The organism is Bradyrhizobium sp. RDI18, assembly GCF_043203335.1.
Taxonomy (GTDB): Bacteria; Pseudomonadota; Alphaproteobacteria; order Rhizobiales; family Xanthobacteraceae; genus Bradyrhizobium; species Bradyrhizobium retamae.
In genome coordinates this window covers 1,707,346-1,731,492 of sequence record NZ_JBICRN010000008.1, presented here as the reverse complement: position 1 = coordinate 1,731,492, position 24,147 = coordinate 1,707,346, and the positions used below count along the sequence as shown (strand labels likewise).

Genomic DNA, 24,147 nt, shown 5'->3' with positions numbered 1-24,147 from the left:
GGACTGGCTCGTGCTCGCCAGAGTTAGCGAAGCCGGCGAGCAAAATCCGCCGGCCGTTAACGTCCGCCTTGCATCCGAGTAACGGCAACAAGAAGCTCGGGGCGTTCTAATACTTCGACCAACTTATCGAGGATGACCCGCTCATTATTTCGCGGCATGGGCTCTAGATATTCTTCAAGTATGCGTTGGGCATCACTAACGGCCTGAAGCGCTAGCTGTTCATCGGTCATTCTTTCGCCTCCGCAGCAGCAAAGGCGGGATGAACGAACTTTCGTGGAACCGGTTCCATTTGCCCAATTGCAGGTCGCCACGTACCGGGCAAAATCGGCCACGCGCTGAGAACAAGGCACCACCGTGGCACCAAGCTGCTACCATTTTGCTACCCAACTCCGCAGGATGGGGCGGGAAGGCATGGTACCGGAACCAGGGAAAAGTCAGATAAATCAGTGCTGTTATGGATTGAACGGGACGCTAGCAGACGGCGGTTGCCGAACTCCAAAACCGGGGGTCGCAGGTTCGAGCCCTGCCACTCCTGCCAGCTAAATCAAATACTTACGCTGATTTTCGACAGGCCGGCGATCCTTCGTGGATCGATCCGCGGTGATTTCCTGGCGCTGCCCGGCAATTAGCCGAAGAACGCGGAGAGGACCGCCATGTCCGAGGTCGCCGGCGTGTCGCCGCGCAGGTCGGCGTCGATCACCCGCCGGCAGGCATCGACGGTAACGGTGTCGCCGAGGTCGTGTGCCGCGTCGAGAATGGTCCACGCGGTCTCGCCCGAAGGTCTTTCGTAATCTTGGCCCAACAGTGCCATGGCCGTCTCACTCCCCAGTGGAGCAAACAGGATATCGAAGAGCTTTTAAAATCAGGATGGCGGCCTGGTGTGCATTTGAGCCGACCCGGTACCGGCGGTTAACCAATGGCTCCGCCCCGGTCGGTCGGCCACCAGCCAGCCGACAAGGGGGGCGCGGCACCCCGTACCTTGACCTTTTGCCCGGCCGGCAGTAGATACCCGCCACCTGCTGCCGGCCCGTTGAGATGCGGATATCCGGCGCGGCTTTGAATTCCCCCGAACAATCGAGCCCGCTTGGCGGCTCATCCTTCGAGAGAGGGCTGGGCACTAGAGGGCTGTTCGGATTCGCTTTAGATCACAAATCGTCTCACGAAGGACGCGGTAACCAACGATGGCTTTCAGCCCGTTCAAATTCCTGCAGGAAGTGCGCTCGGAGACCGCCAAGGTCACCTGGCCGACGCGCCGCGAGACGACGATCACCACGATCATGGTGTTCGTCATGGTTGCCTTGGCTTCGATCTTTTTCTTCTTGTCGGATTTGATCATCCGCTACGTCGTCACCTTCCTGCTGGGCGTCCAATGATGAGCACCGGAACCCTTACGATGGACAAGCGCTGGTATATCGTTCACGCCTATTCGAACTTCGAGAAGAAGGTGGCGGAATCGATCCGCGAGCAGGCGAAGCAGCGCGGCCTCGAGGAACTGTTCGACCAAGTGCTGGTGCCGACCGAAAAAGTCACCGAGGTGCGCCGCGGCCGCAAGATCGACGCCGAGCGCAAGTTCTTCCCGGGCTACGTGCTGGTGAAGATGAAACTGACCGACGAGGCGTTCCATCTCATCAAGAACACGCCCAAGGTGACGGGCTTCCTCGGCGCAGAAAACAAGCCGATGCCGATTTCCGAGATCCGAGGCGATGCACATCCTGCAGCAGGTGCAGGAAGGTGTTGAGCGGCCGAAGGCCACGGTGTCGTTTGAAATCGGCGAGAACGTCCGCGTGGCCGATGGTCCGTTCGCGTCGTTCTCCGGCGTGGTCGAGGAAATTGACGAGGCGCGTTCGCGCGTGAAGGTCGCGGTTTCGATCTTCGGCCGCGCCACGCCCGTCGAACTGGAATTCGGTCAGGTCGAAAAGGTCTGATCCGACGTCGTCATTCCCGAGGCAGGCCCGGGCATGACGAGAAGAGGAAGCGGCAACGCTTCCGTAATGCCGTGGAAGGGGACTGACGGTCGCCAGCCGTCATGCGAACCGCACCACGGTCCTGTGAAGCTTCCGGATTGTCCGGAGCAACATGAGGAGCTGTAAATGGCAAAGAAAGTGACCGGATACCTGAAGCTTCAGGTGCCGGCGGGTGCGGCCAATCCGTCGCCCCCGATCGGTCCCGCGCTTGGTCAGCGCGGCCTCAACATCATGGAATTCTGCAAGGCGTTCAACGCGCAGACGCAGAAGGAAGAAAAGAACACCCCGATCCCGGTGATCATCACCATCTATGCGGACCGTTCCTTCACCTTCGAGATGAAGACGCCGCCGATGTCCTACTTCCTCAAGCAGGCTGCCAAGATCCAGTCCGGTTCGAAAGCTCCGGGCCGCGACAAGGCGGGCCAGGTGACACGCGCGCAGGTGCGCGAGATCGCCGAGAAGAAGATGAAGGATCTCAATTGCGACTCAGTCGAATCGGCCATGAAGATGGTCGAGGGCTCCGCCCGTTCGATGGGTCTGGAAGTTGCGGGGTAACGGACCATGGCAATCGGAAAACGTTTGAAGAAGGTCCGCGAGGGCATCGACCGCGAGAAGCTCTATCCGCTCGCGGATGCCATCAAGATGGTCAAGGAACGCGCCACGTCGAAGTTCGACGAGACGATCGAGATCGCGATCAATCTCGGCGTCGATCCGCGCCACGCCGACCAGATGGTTCGTGGCGTCGTCAACCTGCCGAACGGCACCGGCCGCACGCTGCGCGTCGGCGTGTTCGCCCGTGGCGCCAAAGCGGACGAAGCCAAGGCTGCCGGTGCTGACGTCGTCGGCGCCGAAGACCTGGTCGAGAAGGTCCAGGGCGGCACGATCGACTTCGACCGTTGCATCGCAACTCCCGACATGATGCCGTTGGTTGGCCGCCTCGGTAAGGTGCTCGGCCCGCGCGGCATGATGCCGAACCCGAAGATCGGCACCGTGACGATGGACGTCACGTCAGCCGTGAAGGGCGCCAAGGGCGGCTCGGTCGAATTCCGCGTCGAGAAGGCCGGCATCGTTCAGGCCGGTGTCGGCAAGGCGTCGTTCTCCGAGGAAAAGCTGGTGCAGAACGTCAAGGCACTTGCGGATGCGGTGGCGAAGGCAAAGCCGGCCGGCGCCAAGGGCACCTATATCCAGCGCGTGGCGGTCTCCTCCACCATGGGCCCGGGCGTCAAGGTCGAGCCGGGCACGCTGCTCGGCTAGTTCGTGGCAGTTTAAGTGAATTGCAGGGGCGGAATCGGGCGACCGATTCCGCCCTTTGCGTTTGATGTCGCTTTTGCGTAATCGATCGTCGCCCCGTCGGACTTGGCAAGAAGGAAGAACAATGCCCGAGAAAGTCCTGATCTATTCGCGTTTCCCGAAAGCCCAGATGGAGCGGTTTGGCGAACGCTTTGAACTGCTGAACGCTGCCGGCAAGGCGCCGAACGAGGTGTTCTCGGCCGAGCAACTCGCAGACATCAGAGCGCTGATCACGGCAGGCGGCACGCCGCTTCGTGACGACGCGATGGACATGATGCCGAAACTGGGCGCCATTATCTGCTACGGCACCGGCTATGACGGCGTCGATCTGGCGGCGGCGGCGAAGCGCAATATTGCTGTCGGTCACAGCCCCGGCGCCAATGCGGCGTCAGTCGCGGATATCGCTGTTACGCTGATGCTGGCGGCCACGCGGCGGTTACTGGTGGCCGACGACTATGTGCGAGGCGGCAGTTGGGCGGCCGCAAAGCCGTCGCCGATGATGCGACCGCAGGCGGGCATGCTCGGCCGCAGGATCGGCGTCTACGGCATGGGGGAGATCGGCCGCAAGATTGCGGCGCGCGTCGCCGCGTTCGAGACCGAGGTCGGCTATTTCAGCCGCCGGCAGCACGATGTGCCGTATCGGTATTTTCCGAGCCTGGATGCGCTGGCCGAATGGTGCAGTGTCCTGATGATCGCGGTGCGGGCGGGCGCCGATACCCATCACGTTGTCGATGCAAATATTCTGCGCAAGCTCGGCAAGGATGGTTACGTCGTCAATATTTCGCGCGGCTCGGTGATCGACCAGCCGGCGCTGATTGCGGCGCTGACCGATCAGACGATCGCCGGTGCCGGCCTCGACGTCTACGCGAAGGAGCCGCATGCGCCGGACGCCCTGACGGCGCTGCCCAACGTCGTGCTCTCTCCGCACATCGGCGGCCATACGCTGGAGTCGCATGTGGCGATGCAGAACTGCGTGCTTGCCAATCTCGACGCGTTCTTCGCTGGCAAGCCGCTGCCTTACGCGGTGCCTCCAGGCTGACGGCTTCAGTGCATCCCGGCAGCGGGCAGGTGCCGCAGCTTGTCGGGATTGCGGACGATGTAGATCGCGGCGATCTTCTCGCCATCGATCGCCATGCTCATGGTGTGGTCGAGTTCGCCGTCCAGATAGAACAGGGTGCCGACGGCGCCGTTGATCATGGCGGGCTCGATGCGAATATCGTGGCCGGGGTTCTTGACGGCGAGGCCGATGAAGAAGCGCGCGATCTTTTCCGCCCCGATGATCGGATTGCGGGCCGCGGTCTTGCGGCCGCCGCCGTCGGTCAGCGCCACGGCATCCTCGCGCAAGAGTGCGGCGAGTTGGGCAACATTGCCGCTGGCAACTGCTTCGCTGAATGCCTGCAACAGGCGGGCGTGGTTGTCCGGCGCGCGCGCCGGCGGCGGGCGGTTGTCGCGCACCGCTCGGCGGGCCCGCGACGCCAGTTGCCGGCAGGCGGCCTCGCTATGGTCGAGCATCGCGGCGATTTCGGAAAACGGCGTGTCGAACACGTCGTGCAGCAGGAAGGCCGCGCGCTCCATCGGAGAAAGCCGGTCCAGCGCCAGCAACAGGGCGAACGATAGATCGTCAGCCAGTTCGGTGGCGGCTTCGGCCGACAGGCTTTCCGCGTCGCACACGGGCTCCGGAAGCCAGGGCCCGATATAGATCTCCCGCTGCGCCTTCGCGCTCTTCAGGCGATCGAGACAAAGCCGGGTCACGACGGTGACGAGAAACGCTTCCGCGTTGCGGACATCCCGGGCGCCGGCAAAGCGGAAATAGGCGTCCTGTACGACGTCTTCGGCGTCGCTGCGGCTGCCGAGCATGCGATAGGCGAGCCCGAGCAGGCGCCCGCGATGGGGCGCCAGCGGGTCGTGGTCATGCGGCCTGTTTGACGACATCGACATCGTGCCCGTTCACCGAGACGCGACGACACTCCTTGGCATAGCCGAGACCTGCCTTCACCATCGGAAACATGCGGCCGAACTGCAGCGCCATCGTCAGGTCTATTACACCTTTGGGGCCCCATTGGGCCGTGACGGCGTCGCGAAATTCGTCGTCATCGGTCGAGCGGCGCACCACGGCATCGGCAAAGCGGAACCCGAGCATGGTCGCGTCATTCATCGCGCGCGGATCGCGGCGAAGCACCGCTTCGATCTGGTCCTTGGCTATGCCCGCTTCCAGCGCCATGTCGACGACCAGTTGCGTGCAGGGGCCGCAATCCTCCGCCAGCGCGCCGACGATCTTGGCGGCGAAGCTGGCATCGGCCGGGACCACCTCGCGGTGGGCGGCCGCCTTCATGAGGGGCGCGAACTTGAAGAGGGCAGCGGGCGATTCGTTCAGCATCATTTCGAGATAGCTGACGTCGTAACCATAGCGTTTGGCGAATGCACGCAAACTGCGGCGGGCGATCCAACTACGCATGTTGTTCTCCTTGGTTGGGGAAGGCGGAATAGAGGGCGAGTGCGGAGGGCAGGACCACGGCAAGAAGATCGAACGCGGCGTGATGGGCGTGCCCGCTAATGATCAGCACCAGATGGATCAGACCGTGCGCGGCGAGGAAGCCGGCGCCTGCCACGGCTGCCGGCCAATAACGCGGGCGCCATGCCCGCACGGCCAGCGCCAGACCGGCCACGAGGAACGCGGCCCCGATGTCCTGAACGAAATGTGGGTTGAACGGGCCGGTGTCCGGCACGCCGGGCACGGTTTCGTACCAGAGCGGTCCGGCCATAAGCATGGCCAGCCCGTTCAGAACCGTGGGTATCGCAAGAATGGCTGCCAATTGACGCCGCATGAGAAGCTCCTGCGGCCAAGACGAGGCGGGCGTCACCGGTGTGACGGAACCGTCAAAGAAATTTCGAGATTCGGAACGAAAATTGTTGTCCGGCCGGTCCTTGAACTGGTGTGAATTTTGCCCTTGGCAAACCGGGCGAGACTCGTTAAACAACGGCTTCCAGGCGTGCTGGCCGTAGCTGGCACGTCTGTGCGCGCATTCCGAAAACCCGTTACGGTAGGAGATCATTCCTTTCAGGACATCCGCATGGATTGCTCGAAAGGAACGAAACTCATCGTTTCGTGGAATGCGGCAGGGGTCCTTCGGCTTGCCGAATGGCCCCGATCCTGTCCGAGACTGCAGGCGCCCGCGAAGAAACGCAAGTTCCTCAACGGCTTAATCTTATAGCCTGCATAGACGGGTGAAGACCGAATTTCGCTTGAGCGTCGCCTTGCGTGGCGCCATAGCCGATTTGGTTCGAACCTCGACACCCCGCGCCATCTGGTTCGGGAGGGCAGGCTTTTCAAATGTCGTCTGCCCGGCGTGTCCTTGAGACTGGTGTCTAGAGGTCAGGTTTTGGGCGAGACGATGGGTGCAACCCGGCGGTCTCGCTCTTAAGCGAAGGCCGCCAACCGGAGAGAGCTTGCTGTGGAAAGAGCGGCAAAAAAGGACGCGGTTGAGGCGCTGAACGAGGTCTTCAAGACCACGAGCGTCGCAGTCGTCGCCCATTATTCCGGCCTCACCGTGGCCCAGATGCAGAAGCTGCGCACGCAGATGAAGCAGGCGGGCGCGTCGGTGAAGGTCTCGAAGAACCGTCTCGCCAAAATTGCTCTTGAAGGCACGGACGTCGTTGCCATTGGCTCCCTTTTGAAGGGACCGACCGTGATCGCGACTTCAAACGATCCGGTAGCGGCGCCGAAGGTTGCCATGGAGTTCGCCAAGACGAACGAGCAGTTCGTCATTCTCGGCGGCTCGATGGGTAAAACCGTCCTGGACGTGAACGGCGTGAAGGCACTTGCCTCCTTGCCGTCGCTGGACGAACTGCGCGGCAAGCTTGTCGGCCTCCTGGTGGCGCCGGCGACCAAGATTGCGCAGCTTTCCACCGCGCCCGCGGCCAAGCTCGCGCGCGTCGTCCAGGCCTATGCCTCAAAGAGTGAAGCGGCCTGACCCTTCGCAAATCAAATCTGGTTCGAACCAAACCTTTAAGGAACTAATCAATGGCTGACCTACAGAAAATCGTCGACGACCTCTCGAGCCTCACGGTGCTCGAAGCTGCCGAGCTCGCGAAGCTCCTCGAAGAAAAGTGGGGCGTTTCCGCCGCTGCCGCCGTGGCGGTTGCCGGTCCCGCGGGTGGCGGCGCCGCTGCTGCTCCGGCTGAAGAAAAGACCGACTTCACCGTCGTTCTCGCTTCCGCCGGCGAGAAGAAGATCGAAGTCATCAAGGAAGTCCGCGCCATCACCGGCCTGGGCCTCAAGGAAGCCAAGGACCTCGTCGAAGGCGCGCCCAAGCCGGTCAAGGAAGGCGTGAACAAGGAAGAGGCCGACAAGCTCAAGGCCCAGCTCGAAAAGGCTGGCGCCAAGGTTGAGCTGAAGTAACGCGAGTTACTTCAGCGAAATCCCGGGCGAGCGTAAGCGCGACCCGGGATCTCCTGCCAGCGGCGTGGATGGCCGGAGCTTGCAAAGTTTGTGCTGTGGGGCAGCCCGGAGCACGGCGTACACAAAAAAGTGTGGGGATTCGCGGGGTTACCCCTCGAATCTCCACGATTGCCGCCCCATATCGGGTCGGCAGCAGGAAAGCGCGGTAAGGCGGCGGGGACGGCAGGGTCCTCGGCGTAACGCGTTGGGAGACAGTCAGATTTCGGGCTTTTTCAGTCCGTGAAACCACCAGTTATGACGGGCGGGTGCAGTCATGCGCCCGCGCGTCGTTTTGCGTTTTGAAGGTCTAAAGTGCGGGTTCAGGATTTAATTCCTGAAAGTGGGCTTTGTTCCTTTTGAGCGATCTGACAATTCAACCCGGGGGCGATGGCAGTCGCGCTTCGGAAGGTTCGTAAGGCGACGAAAATGAGAGGCCACGATGGCGCAGCAGACATTCACCGGTCGCAAACGGGTCCGCAAGTTCTTCGGACACATCAAGGAAGTCGCCGAGATGCCGAACCTGATCGAGGTTCAGAAGGCATCCTATGACCAATTCCTGATGGTCGATGAACCTCCGGGCGGCCGGCTGGACGAGGGCCTGCAGGCGGTGTTCCGCTCGGTGTTCCCGATCTCGATTTCTCCGGCACCTCGATGCTGGAGTTCGTCCGCTACGAATTCGAGCCGCCGAAATACGACGTCGACGAGTGCCGCCAGCGCGGCATGACCTATGCTGCGCCGCTGAAGGTGACGCTGCGCCTGATCGTGTTCGATATCGACGAGGAAACCGGCGCCAAGTCGGTCAAGGACATCAAGGAGCAGGACGTCTACATGGGCGACATCCCGCTCATGACCATGAACGGCACCTTCGTCGTCAACGGCACCGAGCGCGTCATCGTCTCGCAGATGCACCGGTCGCCCGGCGTGTTCTTCGACCACGACAAGGGCAAGACCCATTCGTCCGGCAAGCTGTTGTTTGCCGCGCGCGTGATTCCGTATCGCGGTTCCTGGCTCGACATCGAGTTCGACGCCAAGGACATCGTGTTCGCGCGCATCGACCGCCGCCGCAAGATCCCCGTGACCTCGCTGATGTACGCGCTCGGTCTCGACGGCGAGACGATTCTGTCCACCTTCTACAAGAAGATCAATTTCAAGCGCGCCAAGGACGGCTGGCGCGTGCCGTTCGACGCCGCCCGTTTCCGCGGCTACTCGACCATCAACGACCTGATCGACGCCGACACCGGCAAGGTGGTGCTCGAGGCCGGCAAGAAGCTGACCGTGCGCGCGGCGCGCCAGTTGCAGGAAAAGGGCCTGAAAGCCCTGCGCCTGTCGGATGAAGAGCTGATCGGCAACTATCTCGCCGAGGATCTCGTCAACCCGAAGACCGGTGAAATCTACGCCGAGGCCGGCGAGGAGCTCACCGAGAAGTCGCTGAAGGCATTGAACGAGCAGGGCTACAAGGAACTGCCGCTGCTCGACATCGACCACGTCAATGTCGGTGCCTACATCCGCAACACGCTGCATGCCGACAAGAACATGACGCGTGAAGACGCGCTGTTCGACATCTACCGCGTGATGCGTCCGGGCGAGCCGCCGACGATCGATTCGGCCCAGACCATGTTCCAGTCGCTGTTCTTCGACGCCGAGCGTTATGACCTCTCCGCGGTCGGCCGCGTCAAGATGAACATGCGCCTCGAACTCGATGCGCCTGACACCCACCGCACGCTGCGCAAGGAAGACATCCTGGCCGTCATCAAGACGCTGGTCGACCTGCGCGACGGCAAGGGCGAGATCGACGACATCGACCATCTCGGCAACCGCCGTGTGCGCTCGGTCGGCGAACTGATGGAGAACCAGTACCGCATCGGCCTCCTGCGCATGGAGCGCGCGATCAAGGAGCGCATGTCCAGCGTCGACATCGACACCGTGATGCCGCAGGACCTGATCAACGCCAAGCCGGCGGCTGCCGCGGTGCGCGAGTTCTTCGGCTCGTCGCAGCTCTCGCAGTTCATGGACCAGACCAACCCGCTGTCGGAGATCACCCACAAGCGCCGCCTCTCGGCGCTTGGACCGGGCGGTCTGACCCGCGAGCGCGCCGGCTTCGAGGTGCGCGACGTGCATCCGACGCATTACGGCCGCATCTGCCCGATCGAGACGCCGGAAGGTCCGAACATCGGCCTGATCAACTCGCTGGCGACGTTCGCGCGCGTCAACAAGTACGGCTTCGTCGAAACGCCTTACCGCAAGGTGAAGGACGGCCGCGTCACCGACGAGGTCGTGTACCTCTCGGCGATGGAGGAGGGCCGTTATCGCGTGGCGCAGGCCAACGTGCCGCTCGATGCCAAGGGCCGTTTCACCGAAGACTTGATCGTCTGCCGTCACGCCGGCGAAGTGCTGCCGATCACGCCGGACAAGGTCGACTATATGGACGTGTCGCCGAAGCAACTCGTCTCTGTTGCCGCGGCGCTGATCCCGTTCCTCGAGAACGACGACGCCAACCGCGCGCTGATGGGCTCGAACATGCAGCGCCAGGCGGTGCCGCTGGTTCGCGCCGAAGCGCCGTTCGTCGGTACGGGCATGGAAGGCGTGGTGGCCCGTGACTCCGGTGCCGCGATCGCCGCCCGCCGTTCCGGCGTGATCGACCAGATCGACGCCACCCGCGTCGTGATCCGCGCCACCGAAGATCTCGATCCGACCAAGTCGGGCGTCGATATCTACCGGCTGATGAAGTACCAGCGCTCCAACCAGTCGACCTGCATCAACCAGCGTCCGCTGGTGAAGGTCGGCGACATCGTCAAGAAGGGCGACATCATCGCCGACGGTCCCTCGACCGACCTCGGCGAGCTCGCGCTCGGCCGTAACGTGCTGGTCGCGTTCATGCCGTGGAATGGCTACAACTTCGAAGACTCGATCCTGCTCTCCGAGCGGATCGTGAAGGACGACGTCTTCACCTCGATCCACATCGAGGAGTTCGAGGTGATGGCCCGCGACACCAAGCTCGGACCTGAGGAAATCACCCGCGACATTCCGAACGTCTCGGAAGAAGCGCTGAAAAACCTCGATGAAGCCGGCATCGTCTATATCGGCGCCGAAGTCCGCGCCGGCGACATCCTGGTCGGCAAGATCACGCCGAAGGGCGAAAGCCCGATGACGCCGGAAGAAAAGCTTTTGCGCGCCATCTTCGGTGAAAAGGCTTCCGACGTCCGCGACACCTCGCTGCGCGTGCCTCCGGGCGTGCAGGGCACGATCGTGGAAGTGCGTGTGTTCAACCGCCACGGCGTCGACAAGGACGAGCGCGCGCTGGCGATCGAGCGGGAAGAGATCGAGCGTCTGGCCAAGGACCGCGACGACGAGCAGGCGATCCTTGACCGTAACGTCTACGGCCGCCTTGCCGAGCTGCTGGAAAACCGCCAGGGCATCGCGGGTCCGAAGGGCTTCAAGAAGGACACCAAGATCACGCGCGCCGTGCTCGAGGAGTATCCGAAGTCGCAGTGGTGGATGTTCGCGTCACCGAACGACAAGCTGATGGCCGAAATCGAGGCGATGCGGAAGCAGTACGACGAATCGAAGAAGGGCCTTGAACAGCGCTTCCTCGACAAGGTCGAAAAGCTGCAGCGTGGCGACGAGTTGCCGCCCGGCGTGATGAAGATGGTCAAGGTCTTCGTCGCGGTGAAGCGCAAGATCCAGCCCGGCGACAAGATGGCCGGCCGCCACGGCAACAAGGGCGTGGTGTCCAAGATCGTTCCGATCGAGGACATGCCGTTCCTCGAGGACGGCACCCATGCCGACATCGTGCTCAATCCGCTCGGCGTGCCCTCGCGCATGAACGTCGGCCAGATTCTGGAGACGCATCTCGGTTGGGCCTGCGCCGGCCTCGGCAAGCGCATCGGGCAGACCATCGACGGCTATTATCAGAAGCAGGATCTCAAGCCGCTGCGCGAGACCCTGAAGAAGATCTATGGCGACGATGAAACCATCAAGACGCTGAACGACAACGAGCTGATGGAGCTGGGCCGCAATCTGAGCCACGGCGTGCCGATCGCGACGCCGGTGTTCGACGGCGCCAAGGAAGCCGACATCGAGGAGATGCTGAAGCTCGCGGGCTTCGACGCCTCCGGCCAGTCGACCGTCTATGACGGCCGCACCGGCGACGCGTTCGATCGCAAGGTGACGGTAGGCTACATCTACATGCTCAAACTGCACCATCTGGTCGACGACAAGATCCACGCGCGTTCGATCGGTCCGTATTCGCTCGTCACCCAGCAGCCGCTGGGCGGCAAGGCGCAGTTCGGCGGCCAGCGTTTCGGCGAAATGGAGGTGTGGGCGCTGGAAGCCTACGGCGCGGCCTACACGCTGCAGGAAATGCTGACCGTGAAGTCGGACGACGTCGCCGGCCGTACCAAGGTGTACGAGGCGATCGTGCGCGGCGACGACACGTTCGAGGCAGGTATTCCGGAATCGTTCAACGTGCTGGTCAAGGAAATGCGCTCGCTCGGCCTCAACGTCGACCTGCACAATTCCAAGATGGGACCGGCGCCGACGTCCGAGGCGGCTGAGTAACGCTTGAGATTCCATGTCCGGCCCAAAGCGCGAGGCTAGCCCCTCGCGCAAAAGGGCAGGGCATTCGCGCTCCTCTCGGACGTTGAGTGGGGCGCGCACCAAATAAGAGTTTCGAATTTGCTGCCGGTGACGACCGGCACGCGAGGAGAAGACGATGAACCAAGAAATTATGAATCTCTTCAATCCGACGACCCCGGCCCAGGTCTTCGACCAGATCCGGATCTCGATTGCGTCCCCGGAGAAGATTCTGTCCTGGTCCTACGGCGAGATCAAAAAGCCGGAGACCATCAACTACCGGACCTTCAAGCCGGAGCGCGACGGCCTGTTCTGCGCCCGCATCTTCGGGCCGATCAAGGATTACGAGTGCTTGTGCGGCAAGTACAAGCGCATGAAGTACAAGGGCATCATCTGCGAAAAGTGCTCGGTCGAAGTGACGCTGTCGCGCGTCCGGCGCGAGCGCATGGGCCATATCGAACTGGCGGCACCTGTTGCCCACATCTGGTTCCTGAAGTCGCTGCCGTCGCGCATCGGCCTTCTGCTCGACATGACGCTGAAGGATCTCGAACGGATCCTGTACTTCGAATACTACGTCGTGCTGGAGCCCGGCCTGACCGCGCTCAAGGACCGTCAGCTCTTGTCGGAAGACGAGTACCTGAAGGCGCAGGACGAATACGGCCAGGATTCGTTCACCGCCATGATCGGTGCGGAAGCGATTCGCGAGCTGTTGAAGGGTCTCGAGCTCGAAAAGCTCGAGCAGTCCCTGCGCGCGGAGATGCAGGAGACCGAATCCGACATCAAGCACAAGAAGCTCGCCAAGCGGCTGAAGATCGTCGAAGCGTTCCGCTATTCCGGCAACAAGCCGGAGTGGATGATCCTGACCGTGGTGCCGGTGATCCCGCCGGACCTGCGTCCGCTGGTGCCGCTCGACGGCGGCCGCTTCGCGACCTCGGACCTCAACGACCTCTATCGCCGCGTCATCAACCGCAACAACCGCTTGAAGCGGCTGATGGAGCTGCGCGCGCCCGACATCATCATCCGCAATGAAAAGCGCATGTTGCAGGAGGCCGTCGACGCGCTGTTCGACAACGGCCGCCGCGGCCGCGTCATCACCGGCGCCAACAAGCGCCCGCTGAAGTCGCTGGCCGACATGCTCAAGGGCAAGCAGGGCCGTTTCCGGCAGAACCTGCTCGGCAAGCGCGTCGACTATTCGGGCCGTTCGGTGATCGTGGTCGGTCCCGAACTGCGGCTGCATCAGTGCGGCCTGCCGAAGAAGATGGCGCTCGAACTGTTCAAGCCGTTCATCTATTCGCGGCTCGACGCCAAGGGCCTGTCCACCACCGTGAAGCAGGCGAAGAAGCTGGTCGAAAAGGAGCGTCCCGAGGTCTGGGATATCCTCGACGAGGTGATCCGCGAGCATCCGGTGCTGCTCAACCGCGCGCCGACGCTGCACCGCCTCGGCATCCAGGCGTTCGAGCCGGTGTTGATCGAAGGCAAGGCGATCCAGCTCCATCCGCTGGTTTGCGCGGCGTTCAACGCCGACTTCGACGGCGACCAGATGGCCGTGCACGTTCCGCTGTCGCTGGAAGCGCAGTTGGAAGCGCGCGTCCTGATGATGTCGACCAACAACATCCTGCATCCGGCGAACGGTCAGCCGATCATCGTGCCGTCGCAGGACATCGTGCTCGGCCTCTATTATCTCTCGATCATGCGTGAAGGCCTGCCCGGCGAGGGCAAGATCTTCGGCGACATGGCCGAGCTCGAGCACGCCCTGCATTCGAAGGTCATCCACCTCCACACCAAGATCAAGTACCGGTGGGAGGGCACCGACGAGAGCGGCAAGGCAACCAAGCGCTGGATCGAGACCACCGCGGGCCGCGTCATGCTCGGCAACGTGCTGCCGAAGAACCCGCGGATTTCGTACGAGATCATCAACAAGCTGATGACCAAGCGCGAAATCTCCGGCGTGATCGACCAGGTCTACCGCCACTGCGGTCAGAAGGAGACCGTGATCTTCTGCGACCGCATCATGGCGCTCGGCTTCTACAATGCGTTCAAGGCCGGCATCTCGTTCGGCAAGGACGACATGGTGGTGCCGCACAGCAAGTGGAAGATCGTCGACACCACGCGTACGCTGGCGAAGGATTTCGAGCAGCAGTACAACGACGGCCTGATCACCCATGGCGAGAAGTACAACAAGGTGGTCGACGCCTGGTCGAAGGCGACCGAAGAAATCGCCAAGGAGATGATGAAGGAAATCTCCTCGACCAAGAAGACGCCGAAGGGCGCCGACGCCGACATCAACTCGATCTACATGATGGCGCATTCGGGCGCGCGCGGTTCGCCGGCCCAGATGCGTCAGCTCGCCGGTATGCGCGGCCTGATGGCGAAGCCGTCGGGTGAGATCATCGAGACGCCGATCATTTCCAACTTCAAGGAAGGTCTGTCGGTGCTCGAATACTTCAACTCGACCCACGGCGCCCGCAAGGGTCTCGCGGACACCGCGTTGAAGACCGCGAACTCCGGTTACCTGACCCGCCGCCTGGTCGACGTCGCGCAGGACTGCATCATCACGCAGGACGATTGCGGCACCAAGCTCGGCATCAAGATGCGCGCCATCGTCGATGCCGGCACGGTGGTCGCTTCGCTGGCCTCGCGTATTCTCGGCCGCACCGCGGGCGAGGATCTGCGCGATCCCGCGACCAACAAGGTCGTGGTCAAGCGCGGCACGCTGATGGAGGAGACGCATGTCGACGCCATCCAGCAGGCCGGCATCCAGGAAGTGAAGATCCGCTCGGCGCTGACCTGCGAACTCGTCAACGGCATCTGCGGCAAGTGCTACGGCCGCGATCTGGCCCGCGGCACGCCGGTCAACCACGGCGAGGCGGTCGGCGTCATCGCCGCCCAGTCGATCGGTGAACCCGGCACGCAGCTCACGATGCGCACGTTCCACATCGGCGGCGCGGCGCAGATCAACGAGCAGTCGTTCGTCGAATCGAACTTCGAGGGCAAGGTCACCATCAAGAACAAGTCCATCGCCCGAAACAGCGAAGGTCACTTGATCGCGATGGTTCGCAACATGGTCGTTGCGATCGTCGATGCCGACGGAACCGAGCGTGCGACCCACCGCATTCAGTACGGCGCGCGCATGCACGTCGACGAGGGCGACATGGTCAAGCGCGGCCAGCGCATCGCGGAGTGGGATCCGTACACCCGTCCGGTTCTCACCGAAGTCGAGGGCACCATCGGGTTCGAGGACCTCGTCGAGGGTCAGTCGATCTCGGAAACGCTCGACGAATCCACCGGTATCGCCAAGCGCGTCGTCATCGATTGGCGTGCGTCGCGCGGTGGTGCCGACCTGCGTCCGGCCATCGTGGTCAAGGGCAAGGACGGCAAGGTGCTCAAGCTCGCGCGTGGCGGCGATGCCCGCTACATGCTGTCGGTGGACGCCATCCTGTCGGTGGATACCGGCGCGAAGGTCAAGGCCGGTGACATCCTGGCGCGTATCTCGACCGAAAGCGCCAAGACCCGCGACATCACCGGCGGTCTGCCGCGGGTGGCCGAACTGTTCGAGGCCCGCAAGCCGAAGGACGCGGCGATCATCGCGGAAATCGCCGGCACGATCCGTTTCGGCCGCGACTACAAGAACAAGCGCCGCATCTCGATCGAGCCGATGGACAAGACCGAGGAGCCGCGCGAGTACCTGATCCCGAAGGGCAAGCACATCCATCTGCAGGACGGCGACATCGTCGAAAAGGGCGATTTCATCGTCGAAGGCAATCCGGCGCCGCACGACATCCTGGCGATCAAGGGCATCGAGGAACTCGCTGCCTATCTGGTCAACGAAATCCAGGAGGTCTACCGGCTGCAGGGCGTGCTCATCAACGACAAGCACATCGAAGTGATTGTCCGTCAGATGCTGCAGAAGGTCGAGGTCACCGACCAGGGCGACACCGACATGATCTCGGGCGAACAGGTCGACAAGATCGAGTTCGACGCGCTCAACCTGAAGGCCAAGGAAGAGGGCAAGAAGCCCGCCACGGGAACGCCGGTTCTGCTCGGCATCACCAAGGCGAGCCTGCAGACCCGCTCGTTCTTCTCGGCGGCCTCGTTCCAGGAGACCACCCGCGTGCTCACCGAAGCCGCCGTCAACGGCAAGGTGGATCCGCTGGAAGGCCTCAAGGAAAACGTCATTGTCGGCCGGCTGATCCCGGCGGGCACCGGCGCCTCAATGGCCAAGATCCGCGAAGTCGCCGTCAAACGCGACAAGCTGATCCTGGACGAACGCGAGAAGCAGTCGGCCATCGTGCCGACCGCTCCGGAAGCCGAACCGCTGGCGCTGCCGCCAGCGGAGTAAGGGTTCCACGCTAATCAACAGGAAAGCCGGCTGCGAAGCCGGCTTTTTCTTTTTGCGAACGAGGATATTGCTTCACCCGGATGGGTGACCGCTGCTATCAAGTCAGGAAATGGCCTCCTGCCATGACGGTAATGTTTTGCAATTCCCCATGAGCGATTCGGCTCATTTTGAACCCCTGATCGACCGCATTTACGAAGCGGGGCTCATTCCGTCGCTTTGGCCGGCTGTGCTCGGCGAACTCAGCGCAGCGATTGGCGGCAACGGCGGCTTTCTGTTCGGCGTGCGCGACGGCTACACGAGTGCGGTCAATTCTGTCGAATATGACCAGCTCATGCCGGTGTTCTTGGGAGAGGGATGGAGCGAACGCGATCCAAATCTACCGCGCGCCATCGCCCTCAATCATGCAGGCTTCGTCACTGACTATGACCTCCTCTCGGAGGAGGAGATTGCGACCAACGACGTCTATTGCAACTTTTACCGCAAGCACGGCCTTGGCTATCGCGCCGGGACGATCATTCCGATGCCGAGCGGCGATTCAATCGCGATCGTGATGCCGCGGCATCAGGATCATGGCCCGGTACCGCGCGAAGTCGTCGTCTTGCTGGATGGATTGCGTCCGCATCTGGCCCGGGCTTCGCTTGCGGCAAACCGCATCGGCTTCGAGCGCGCCCGTGCGCAGGCTGACGCGTTGCAGGTGCTTGGCCTGCCGGGCGCGGTGTTGCGCGGGGGCGGCCGGGTATTCGCCGCAAACGGTTTGTTCGAAGCGCTGGTCCCTTCGCTGTTCCAGGACCGTATCGAGCGCGTCACGATGAAGGATGTCACGGCGGACGCGCTGCTTGCGGAAGCGCTCGGTCCGCGGTCTCTTGCGGATGGTCGGACCGTCAAATCGATACCGATCGCTGCGACGGCAGACCGCGTGCCGATGGTATTGCATGTCATCCCCGTACGCGGTGATGCGCGCGATATCTTCACCCAGGCCACCGCGCTATTGGTGGTGACGCCGGTCGACCGCGCCGTGGTGCCGACGGCGGAAGTCCTGCAAGGCTTGTTCGACCTGACGCCGGCGGAGGCACGCGTGGCGCGGGGCATCGGCCAGGCTGTCACCATCGATGCACTTGCGGACGCAACCGGCGTCAATCGGGAGACGGTGCGCAGCCAGCTCAAGGCCGTGCTATCGAAGACCGGCCTGTCACGCCAGCAGGAGCTTGTCAGCCTGCTCGCCGGCAAGGCGTTCCGTGGCGGATAGACAACCGCGCCGTGCAGCACTGGACTCGAAACGGCCGACCGTGCTGCTGCCAGAATAGCGCACCCGCAAGAATACGGTGCGAAGACAAAGGGTCGGCGCAAGCCGGCCTTCTTGCTGCTTTCTTTCATTGCTGCGTTGCGAGGGCCTGCTTTGTTCATCTTCCCTTCAGGGTGAAAAGGGCTTTTGCTAGCGGTTTAGACCGGCTGCTTTTACTAAAAGCATGGGGAGCCGGAGGGCGACGGAAAAGACATGTTGGATCTTGCGATTGTAGGGGGCGGCCCAGGCGGCTTGATGAGCGCCTGGTACCTGAAGAAAAAGCTTGGCGATCTGTGCCGTGTCACGATTTACGAGGCGTCCGACCGGGTCGGGGGCAAGATCGTCTCGCGCAAATTCGATTCCGCGCCGGCGATGTATGAGGCGGGCGTCGCCGAAATCTACGATTACTCGATGACCGGCCCGGATCCCTTACGGGAACTGATCCAGCATTTCGGATTGCAGACCATACCGATGGACGCCGAGCAGGTGCACCTCGACGGCGTGCTGCTCAACGACGTGCCCGGCATGCGCCGCAAGTATGGCGAGAAGACCGCGGCTGCGATCGAGGCGTTCCGCAAGCGCTGCGCCGACCTGGTGTCGCCGATCGAATATTACGAGGGCGTCGGCGCCCACGACAACGAGCATCCCTGGGCCTACATGACCTGCGAGGAAGTGCTCGACAAGGAAGTCGACGATCCCACGGCCAAACGCTTCTTCAAGGTGATGGCGCGCTCGGATATCGCAACCGAGGCCCACAACACCAATGGCCTGAATGCGCTGAAGAACTTCGTGATGGATATCGACGGCTATATCAGCCTGTACTCGATCCAGAACGGCAATGAGCAGTTGATCGAATGCCTGCGCTCGGAAGTCGACGCTGACATCCAGCTCAATCACCGCGTGCTCAAGGTCGGAAAAACCGCTGCCGGCCGCTATCAGCTCAACATGATGAACGGGAAGGGGCCCGAGACACGGGATTTCGATCTGGTCTTGATGTGTCTGCCGCATTCCTGGCTCGCCACCATGGGCTGGGACGGCGAGGAATTGCGCAAGTCGATGGTCAAGCACGTCGCCTATTTCGACCGTCCGGCGCATTACTTGCGGGTCTCGATCCTGTTCGACGAACCGTTCTGGGGCGAGAAGATTCCGGGCGCCTGGTTCATGTCGGAAGCGTTCGGCGGCTGCTGCGTCTACAACGAGGGCGCTCGCCATGACGTCGGCCGGCACGGCGTGCTGAACTGGCTGATCGCGGGCTCGGACGCGCTGGCATTTGCCAATCTCAGCGACCAGGAACTGATCGATGCCGCCATCAAGTCGCTGCCGGCTTCGTTCGGCAACGCCCGCGATCATTTTCTGGAAGGCAAGATTCACCGCTGGCTATCGTCGGTGAACGCGCTGCCCGGCGGCCTGCCGGTGCGCGACGTCATGACCAACCATCGCCCGGAGCCGAAGCAGCATCCGGGAATCGTCGTGGTCGGCGACTATCTTTTCGATTCGACGCTGAACGGGCTGCTCGATTCCTCCGACGCCGCCACCGACATCATTCTGACCGAGATGATGCGGTTGCGCCGCGCGCGCGCGCAACAGGGCGAGGTATCGCTCGACAAGATCGACCGCAGCTATTTCGAGAATTACCGTGGGCTGGGCCCCTACAGCGAAGTCTGGAGCCAGTTTACCGATCCGGCCTATCTGACGGAACTGATCAAGATCGTCTGGAGCAGGGCCAAGGGTTACAAGCTCCTGGTCGCCGGCTCCGTCAGCGGGGAGTTGGTCGGCGCGCTGCGCGAGCGCGGCATCGATGCCTGGGGTATCGAGAACAACCGGGCGATCCACGCCAAGACGCCGAAGGCGCTGAAGAAGTTCAACAAGCTCGGCTCGATCGTCGACATGCCGTTCAAGGACGACGAGTTCGATTTCGTGTTCGAGACCAGTCTGTGTCATGTCGCCGAAAAGCAGGTCCCGCGGGCGGTGCGCGAACTGAACCGCGTCGTGAAGACCGGCCTGGTGTTCGGGTCGGTGACGTCGGACATGGCCCCTGCACTGATCGACCGTTACGATCTGTTGCGCGGGGTGAAGAAGCTCGGCACCTGGTGGGAATGGTCTGAATTATTCTTCGGCAACGGATTCGACCTCTCGATGCACCGGCGCGACTGCACCGATGCGGTATGGGCAGCGACGCTGGCTGCCAACAAGGGGCCGGGGCAGTGGTATGCCGACGCGGACAGCCTGCGCTATTCGTTTTTTGACAAGGTCGGATCGGACGATTGAGCACCGACTGGTTGTATTGAGCGTGACCGCTCGGCTGAAGCAGAGCCGGTCACGCCAATGTTTGCCGAATTGATCCCGATCGCATAGAATCGTTGCGGTAGCGCCCGCCGCTGCCGCGTTCGATTTGCGGTCATGCCGGCCGTGCAGCATCGGTTGGTTTCATGGCGCCCAAGCCTCCGTCCTCGGATGATCAGAATCCCGCGCCGGCCGACGATCCCGAGCTTGCCAAGAAGCTCGCGGCCGGGGCTGCCGCTGCGCCCGGTGCCGCTGGTAAGGCGGCCGGCATCCCCCCGGCGCTGACAAGGACGACGAAGAGGACGAGATCGAGCTCGACGACGATGATGATGACGAGGACCTCGTCGTTTTCACCGCCAAGGAAGCCGCCGGCGCGATGGCGACCATCTACGGCTTCGTCAAGCCGTATCTGGGCAATTACAGGAAGCTGCTCGTCTTCGTGACCTTCGGCGTTCTCGTCGAGACACTGTTCAACGTCATCATGCCGCTGAGCCTGAAATTCCTGATCGACGATGCGCTGGGTGAAGAGGATTTTCAGGCGCTCTACAAGATTCTCGGCGTGCTCGCGGTCGCCGGTATCATCACCTCGATCATCGCGGTCTGGTACGAGCGCTGGGATGCGCGGCTGGCAGCGTGCGTCATTGCCGATGTGCGGACGCGGCTGTTCGAGCACGTCCAGAACCTGCCGGCGTCGTATTTTGCCCGTACCAAGCGCGGCGAAATCCTCTCGCGCTTCTCGATCGACCTCGCGGCCTTTGAGGGCTCGGTCAAGACGTTCGCCAACAGCGCCGCTTTGCCGTTCCTGGAACTGGTCGCCGGCATCATCCTGATGCTGTTTTTGAACTGGCAACTCGCGGCGGTCGCCCTCCTGGTATTCCCGATCACGCTGATCGGGCCGCGAATCCTGACGCCGAAGGCGGTGCAGGCGAATTACGAGCAGAAGCTCAATGAAGCGGCACTGCTCGGCACGGTGCAGGAAAACGTGGCTGCGCAGGCCGTGATCAAGGCGTTCAGCCTGCAGCGCCGCACGCTCGGCTGGTTCACCATGCGCAACCAGGATGTGCGCATCAAGACGGCGTCCGCCGTGTTCCTGTCGACCATGGTGGAGCGCACCGTCACCATTTCGGTGCTGCTGCTGCATCTCGTGGTGCTGGCAATCGGCGCCTATCTCGCCACCAAGGGCCAAATCACCATCGGCACCTTCGTCACCTTCGAGAGCGCGTTCTGGGAGGTGTCCTACAACATCGCCCATTTGATGCATTTCATCCCGGTGTCGATCCAGTCAGCCGCGGCGGTGCGGCACATGCAGGAACTGCTGGATGAGCCGACCCGCGGCGCCGACCGGCCGGGCGCGCCGGATTTGCCGCCGATCACCAACGACATCACCTTCGACCGCGTCACCTTTGCCTACGAAGGCAGCGAGACGCCGGTGCTCGACAATTTCAGCCTCAAGCTCGATGTCGGCAAGCGCATCGCGATCGTGGGGCCGAGCGGGTCGGGCAAGAGCACGCTGCTCAACCTGATCCTGCGTCTATACACGCCGGACGAGGGACGGGTGGCGATCGACGGCGTCGATATCCGCCGCGTGACCCGCGAGTCGCTGCGCGGAAGCATGGCCGTCGTGTTCCAGGACAACATGCTGTTCAACATGTCGATCCGCGAGAACATCCGGCTTGGCAAGGAAGGCGCCACCGACAAGGAGGTCGAGGAAGCCGCGCGCAAGGCCGAGATTCACCGCTACATCATGAGCCTGCCGCAGAAATACGATACGCCGGTCGGCGAACGCGGCGACACGCTATCCGGCGGCCAGCGCCAGCGCATCGCGATCGCGCGCGCCATCATCCGCAATCCCTCGCTGCTGCTGCTCGATGAAGCGACCTCGGCGCTCGACCAGACCACGGAAGCCGCGATCAACCGCACGCTGATGAAGGTGGCGGAAGGGCGCACCATGGTCTGGTCGACCCACCGCCTGACGTCGGTGGTCGAGATGGACGAGATCATCGTGATTTCAGGCGGCAAGGCGATTGAGCGCGGCTCGCATGCGGAGTTGCTCGCGGCCAACGGCGTCTATCGCAAGCTCTGGGACGACCAGGGCCACACGCCGTATAACGCCGCCGCCCAGGCCGACGTCGACAACGAAGACGACGACGATGATGAGGACGACGAGGAGTGAGCAGGGCGGGTTGACCGTTCGCAGACTCACGCGCCCGGGTAGCCGAATCGCGTGATCCAGTTTTCGCCGTGGTGGCCGAGCGCAGCACCGAATCGGCGATTCCGGTCTGGTAGAAGCGGCCGAACTGCTCGTCGCCGTTGATTTTTCCGACGCGGAAGTCGAACGGGAAGACCTGATGCCCCGCGCGCCCGAGCATGGCGGCCGCGGCCGAACCGGCGAGGGCGGCCGCCGATGATCGCAATATCGGTGTGTTTCACGAAGAATTCCGGCCTTGTTGCGCCAGTTTTGCGCCCGGAAATGCATTAAGGGCTTGGCCGGGAAAACTGGAACGAGAAAATTGTATCTCTGGCTGTATTTACCCGGGTAAAAATAAGCGACTCGATCCACTCCGAAGAGGGCAGGGCATCGCCATTTCGGCTTTTCCGATTTCGCGGCAAACGCCGAATCCACAGACGCCATAGGCGTTTCCAGCGTTCTCGTTTTGCTTGACTTAGCTATCCACCGCTTATAGAAGACGGCCACTTAACGACAGGCGGTGAGCTACGCCAGCGTCGGAACGGATCACCCTTTCAAATCCTTATGGGCAATTCCTAAAGGTACTGGACGGGCACCAACCTCGACGAATGCCGCTCAAACGCTGTCGATCATATAGCTAGGCAATGCCAGGACGATTTTAGTTCTCTTGAGCACGTCCTCTTGAGAGTGAACTCGGGTGCATGATCTCGGTAGCGGGCCGGACAGCGAGCGCTGATCGGCCTTAATTCGCGATCCTCTGTGGCGTCGAAGCGCTTTCCGCTCAGCGATGGGTGGTTGGCGCGATTTCGTTTTGCGCGAATGTTTTTTTTCGCGTGAGGCGAGCCGAACGGAACGGCTAGTTCCGAGAAGAATTTACGAAAGCCATTCCAGGTTTTCGCGTGAACTAAAGGGTGAAGGCTGACATGCCGACGATCAACCAACTGATCGCAAAACCGCGTACAGTACAGAAGTCGCGCAAGAAGGTGCCGGCGCTGCAGCAGTCGCCGCAGAAGCGCGGCGTTTGCACGCGCGTCTACACCACGACCCCGAAGAAGCCGAACTCGGCGCTTCGTAAGGTCGCCAAGGTGCGCCTGACCAACGGCTTCGAAGTGATCGGCTACATCCCGGGTGAGGGGCATAACCTTCAGGAGCACTCGGTGGTCATGATCCGCGGCGGCCGCGTCAAGGACTTGCCCGGCGTGCGTTACCACATCCTCCGCGGCGTCCTCGATACCCAGGGCGTCAAGAACCGTAAGCAGCGTCGTTCGAAGTACGGCGCGAAGCGTCCGAAGTAATCAGGAACAGAATCGATGTCTCGTCGCCATTCTGCTGAAAAGCGTGAAGTGAACCCGGATCCGAAGTTCGGGAACGTCATCATCACGAAGTTCATGAACTCGATCATGTACGACGGCAAGAAGTCTGCCGCCGAGAGCATCGTCTATGGCGCGCTCGCCATGATCGAAACCAAGACCAAGCAGGGCCCGCTGCCGGTTTTCGAGCAGGCGCTGGAAAACGTCATGCCGACCATCGAAGTGCGCTCGCGCCGCGTCGGTGGCGCCACCTATCAGGTGCCGGTCGAAGTGCGCTCGGTTCGCCGTCAGGCGCTGGGTATTCGCTGGATCATCACGGCGGCGCGCGATCGCAATGAAAAAGACGATGACGGAGCGGCTCTCGGCCGAGCTGCTCGACGCGTCGAACAACCGGGGGAACGCCGTCAAGAAGCGTGAAGACGTGCACCGGATGGCGGAAGCCAACCGTGCCTTCTCGCATTATCGCTGGTAACGGCGAAGA

16 protein-coding genes and 4 pseudogenes are annotated in these 24,147 nt (G+C 62.2%); 14 read left to right on the top strand and 6 right to left on the bottom strand.

Annotation, left to right across the window (positions count from 1 at the left end):
- Nucleotides 1-56 precede the first annotated feature (56 nt).
- Both ACFXS9_RS17400 and ACFXS9_RS17395 read right to left on the bottom strand, forming a co-directional pair.
- Nucleotides 57-230 carry a hypothetical protein gene (locus ACFXS9_RS17400; RefSeq protein ID WP_392690613.1) on the bottom strand — a complete coding sequence of 58 codons (174 nt, stop codon included), beginning with the start codon at nt 228-230 and terminating at the stop codon, nt 57-59.
- A gap of 395 nt (nt 231-625) precedes the next feature.
- Nucleotides 626-811: a hypothetical protein gene (locus ACFXS9_RS17395; protein WP_213286265.1), complete on the bottom strand. Its 186-nt coding sequence runs from the start codon at nt 809-811 to the stop codon at nt 626-628.
- Nucleotides 812-1,181: 370 nt separating this feature from the next.
- On the opposite strand from ACFXS9_RS17395, the gene secE reads away from it, so the two are divergent.
- From secE to ACFXS9_RS17370, 5 genes and pseudogenes are all read left to right on the top strand, one after another.
- Entirely contained in the window at nt 1,182-1,373 is a 192-nt protein-coding gene (gene secE, locus ACFXS9_RS17390; protein ID WP_028349074.1) for a preprotein translocase subunit SecE, read from the top strand.
- A gap of 20 nt (nt 1,374-1,393) precedes the next feature.
- Nucleotides 1,394-1,925, top strand: a pseudogene (nusG, locus tag ACFXS9_RS17385) (transcription termination/antitermination protein NusG).
- 165 nt (nt 1,926-2,090) lie between these two features.
- The gene (gene rplK, locus ACFXS9_RS17380; protein ID WP_028349072.1) at nt 2,091-2,519 is read left to right on the top strand and encodes a 50S ribosomal protein L11; all 429 of its coding nucleotides are present in this window, start codon (nt 2,091-2,093) and stop codon (nt 2,517-2,519) included.
- Nucleotides 2,520-2,525: 6 nt separating this feature from the next.
- Entirely contained in the window at nt 2,526-3,218 is a 693-nt protein-coding gene (gene rplA / locus ACFXS9_RS17375) for a 50S ribosomal protein L1 (RefSeq protein ID WP_057843562.1), read from the top strand.
- A gap of 121 nt (nt 3,219-3,339) precedes the next feature.
- On the top strand, nt 3,340-4,293 hold the full coding sequence (locus ACFXS9_RS17370; protein WP_392690610.1) for a 2-hydroxyacid dehydrogenase: 954 nt from the start codon (nt 3,340-3,342) through the stop codon (nt 4,291-4,293).
- 5 nt (nt 4,294-4,298) lie between these two features.
- Here the strand turns inward: ACFXS9_RS17370 and ACFXS9_RS17365 are convergent, their stop codons facing one another.
- The 3 genes from ACFXS9_RS17365 to ACFXS9_RS17355 are packed head-to-tail and all read right to left on the bottom strand — an operon-like array spanning nt 4,299 to nt 6,307.
- Complete coding sequence (locus ACFXS9_RS17365) at nt 4,299-5,186, bottom strand: sigma-70 family RNA polymerase sigma factor (RefSeq protein WP_392690608.1); 888 nt, start codon at nt 5,184-5,186, stop codon at nt 4,299-4,301.
- Nucleotides 5,164-5,709, bottom strand: coding sequence for a hypothetical protein (locus ACFXS9_RS17360; RefSeq protein WP_392690606.1), 546 nt, complete (start codon nt 5,707-5,709; stop codon nt 5,164-5,166). The genes ACFXS9_RS17365 and ACFXS9_RS17360 overlap by 23 nt, the downstream gene beginning before the upstream one ends.
- Entirely contained in the window at nt 5,702-6,307 is a 606-nt protein-coding gene (locus ACFXS9_RS17355; protein WP_392690604.1) for a hypothetical protein, read from the bottom strand. Before ACFXS9_RS17355 ends, ACFXS9_RS17360 begins: the two co-directional genes overlap by 8 nt.
- 399 nt (nt 6,308-6,706) lie before the next feature.
- Here ACFXS9_RS17355 and rplJ point away from each other — a divergent pair, with 399 nt between their 5' ends.
- The 7 genes and pseudogenes from rplJ to ACFXS9_RS17320 all read left to right on the top strand — a co-directional run bounded on the left by rplJ (nt 6,707) and on the right by ACFXS9_RS17320 (nt 22,341).
- Complete coding sequence (rplJ, locus tag ACFXS9_RS17350) at nt 6,707-7,225, top strand: 50S ribosomal protein L10 (RefSeq protein WP_057843567.1); 519 nt, start codon at nt 6,707-6,709, stop codon at nt 7,223-7,225.
- Nucleotides 7,226-7,275: 50 nt separating this feature from the next.
- Nucleotides 7,276-7,653, top strand: a complete 378-nt coding sequence (gene rplL, locus ACFXS9_RS17345; RefSeq protein WP_065748157.1) for a 50S ribosomal protein L7/L12 — start codon at nt 7,276-7,278, stop codon at nt 7,651-7,653.
- 478 nt (nt 7,654-8,131) lie between these two features.
- Nucleotides 8,132-12,249 (top strand): annotated as a pseudogene (gene rpoB, locus ACFXS9_RS17340) (DNA-directed RNA polymerase subunit beta).
- Between the two features lie 154 nt (nt 12,250-12,403).
- The gene (gene rpoC, locus ACFXS9_RS17335) at nt 12,404-16,603 is read left to right on the top strand and encodes a DNA-directed RNA polymerase subunit beta' (protein ID WP_392690602.1); all 4,200 of its coding nucleotides are present in this window, start codon (nt 12,404-12,406) and stop codon (nt 16,601-16,603) included.
- A 148-nt stretch (nt 16,604-16,751) separates the two neighbouring features.
- Entirely contained in the window at nt 16,752-17,849 is a 1,098-nt protein-coding gene (locus tag ACFXS9_RS17330) for a helix-turn-helix transcriptional regulator (RefSeq protein ID WP_392690600.1), read from the top strand.
- 249 nt (nt 17,850-18,098) lie between these two features.
- On the top strand, nt 18,099-20,153 hold the full coding sequence (locus ACFXS9_RS17325) for an FAD-dependent oxidoreductase (protein ID WP_392690598.1): 2,055 nt from the start codon (nt 18,099-18,101) through the stop codon (nt 20,151-20,153).
- 391 nt (nt 20,154-20,544) lie between these two features.
- Nucleotides 20,545-22,341, top strand: coding sequence for an ABC transporter ATP-binding protein (locus ACFXS9_RS17320; protein ID WP_392690596.1), 1,797 nt, complete (start codon nt 20,545-20,547; stop codon nt 22,339-22,341).
- A gap of 41 nt (nt 22,342-22,382) precedes the next feature.
- Here the strand turns inward: ACFXS9_RS17320 and ACFXS9_RS17315 are convergent.
- Nucleotides 22,383-22,598, bottom strand: a pseudogene (locus tag ACFXS9_RS17315) (FAD-dependent monooxygenase); the annotation flags it as partial.
- A gap of 681 nt (nt 22,599-23,279) precedes the next feature.
- Between ACFXS9_RS17315 and rpsL the strand changes: the two are divergent.
- Both rpsL and rpsG read left to right on the top strand, forming a co-directional pair.
- Entirely contained in the window at nt 23,280-23,651 is a 372-nt protein-coding gene (gene rpsL, locus ACFXS9_RS17310) for a 30S ribosomal protein S12 (protein ID WP_057849132.1), read from the top strand.
- 15 nt (nt 23,652-23,666) lie between these two features.
- A pseudogene (gene rpsG, locus ACFXS9_RS17305) lies at nt 23,667-24,138 on the top strand (30S ribosomal protein S7).
- Nucleotides 24,139-24,147: the final 9 nt, after the last annotated feature.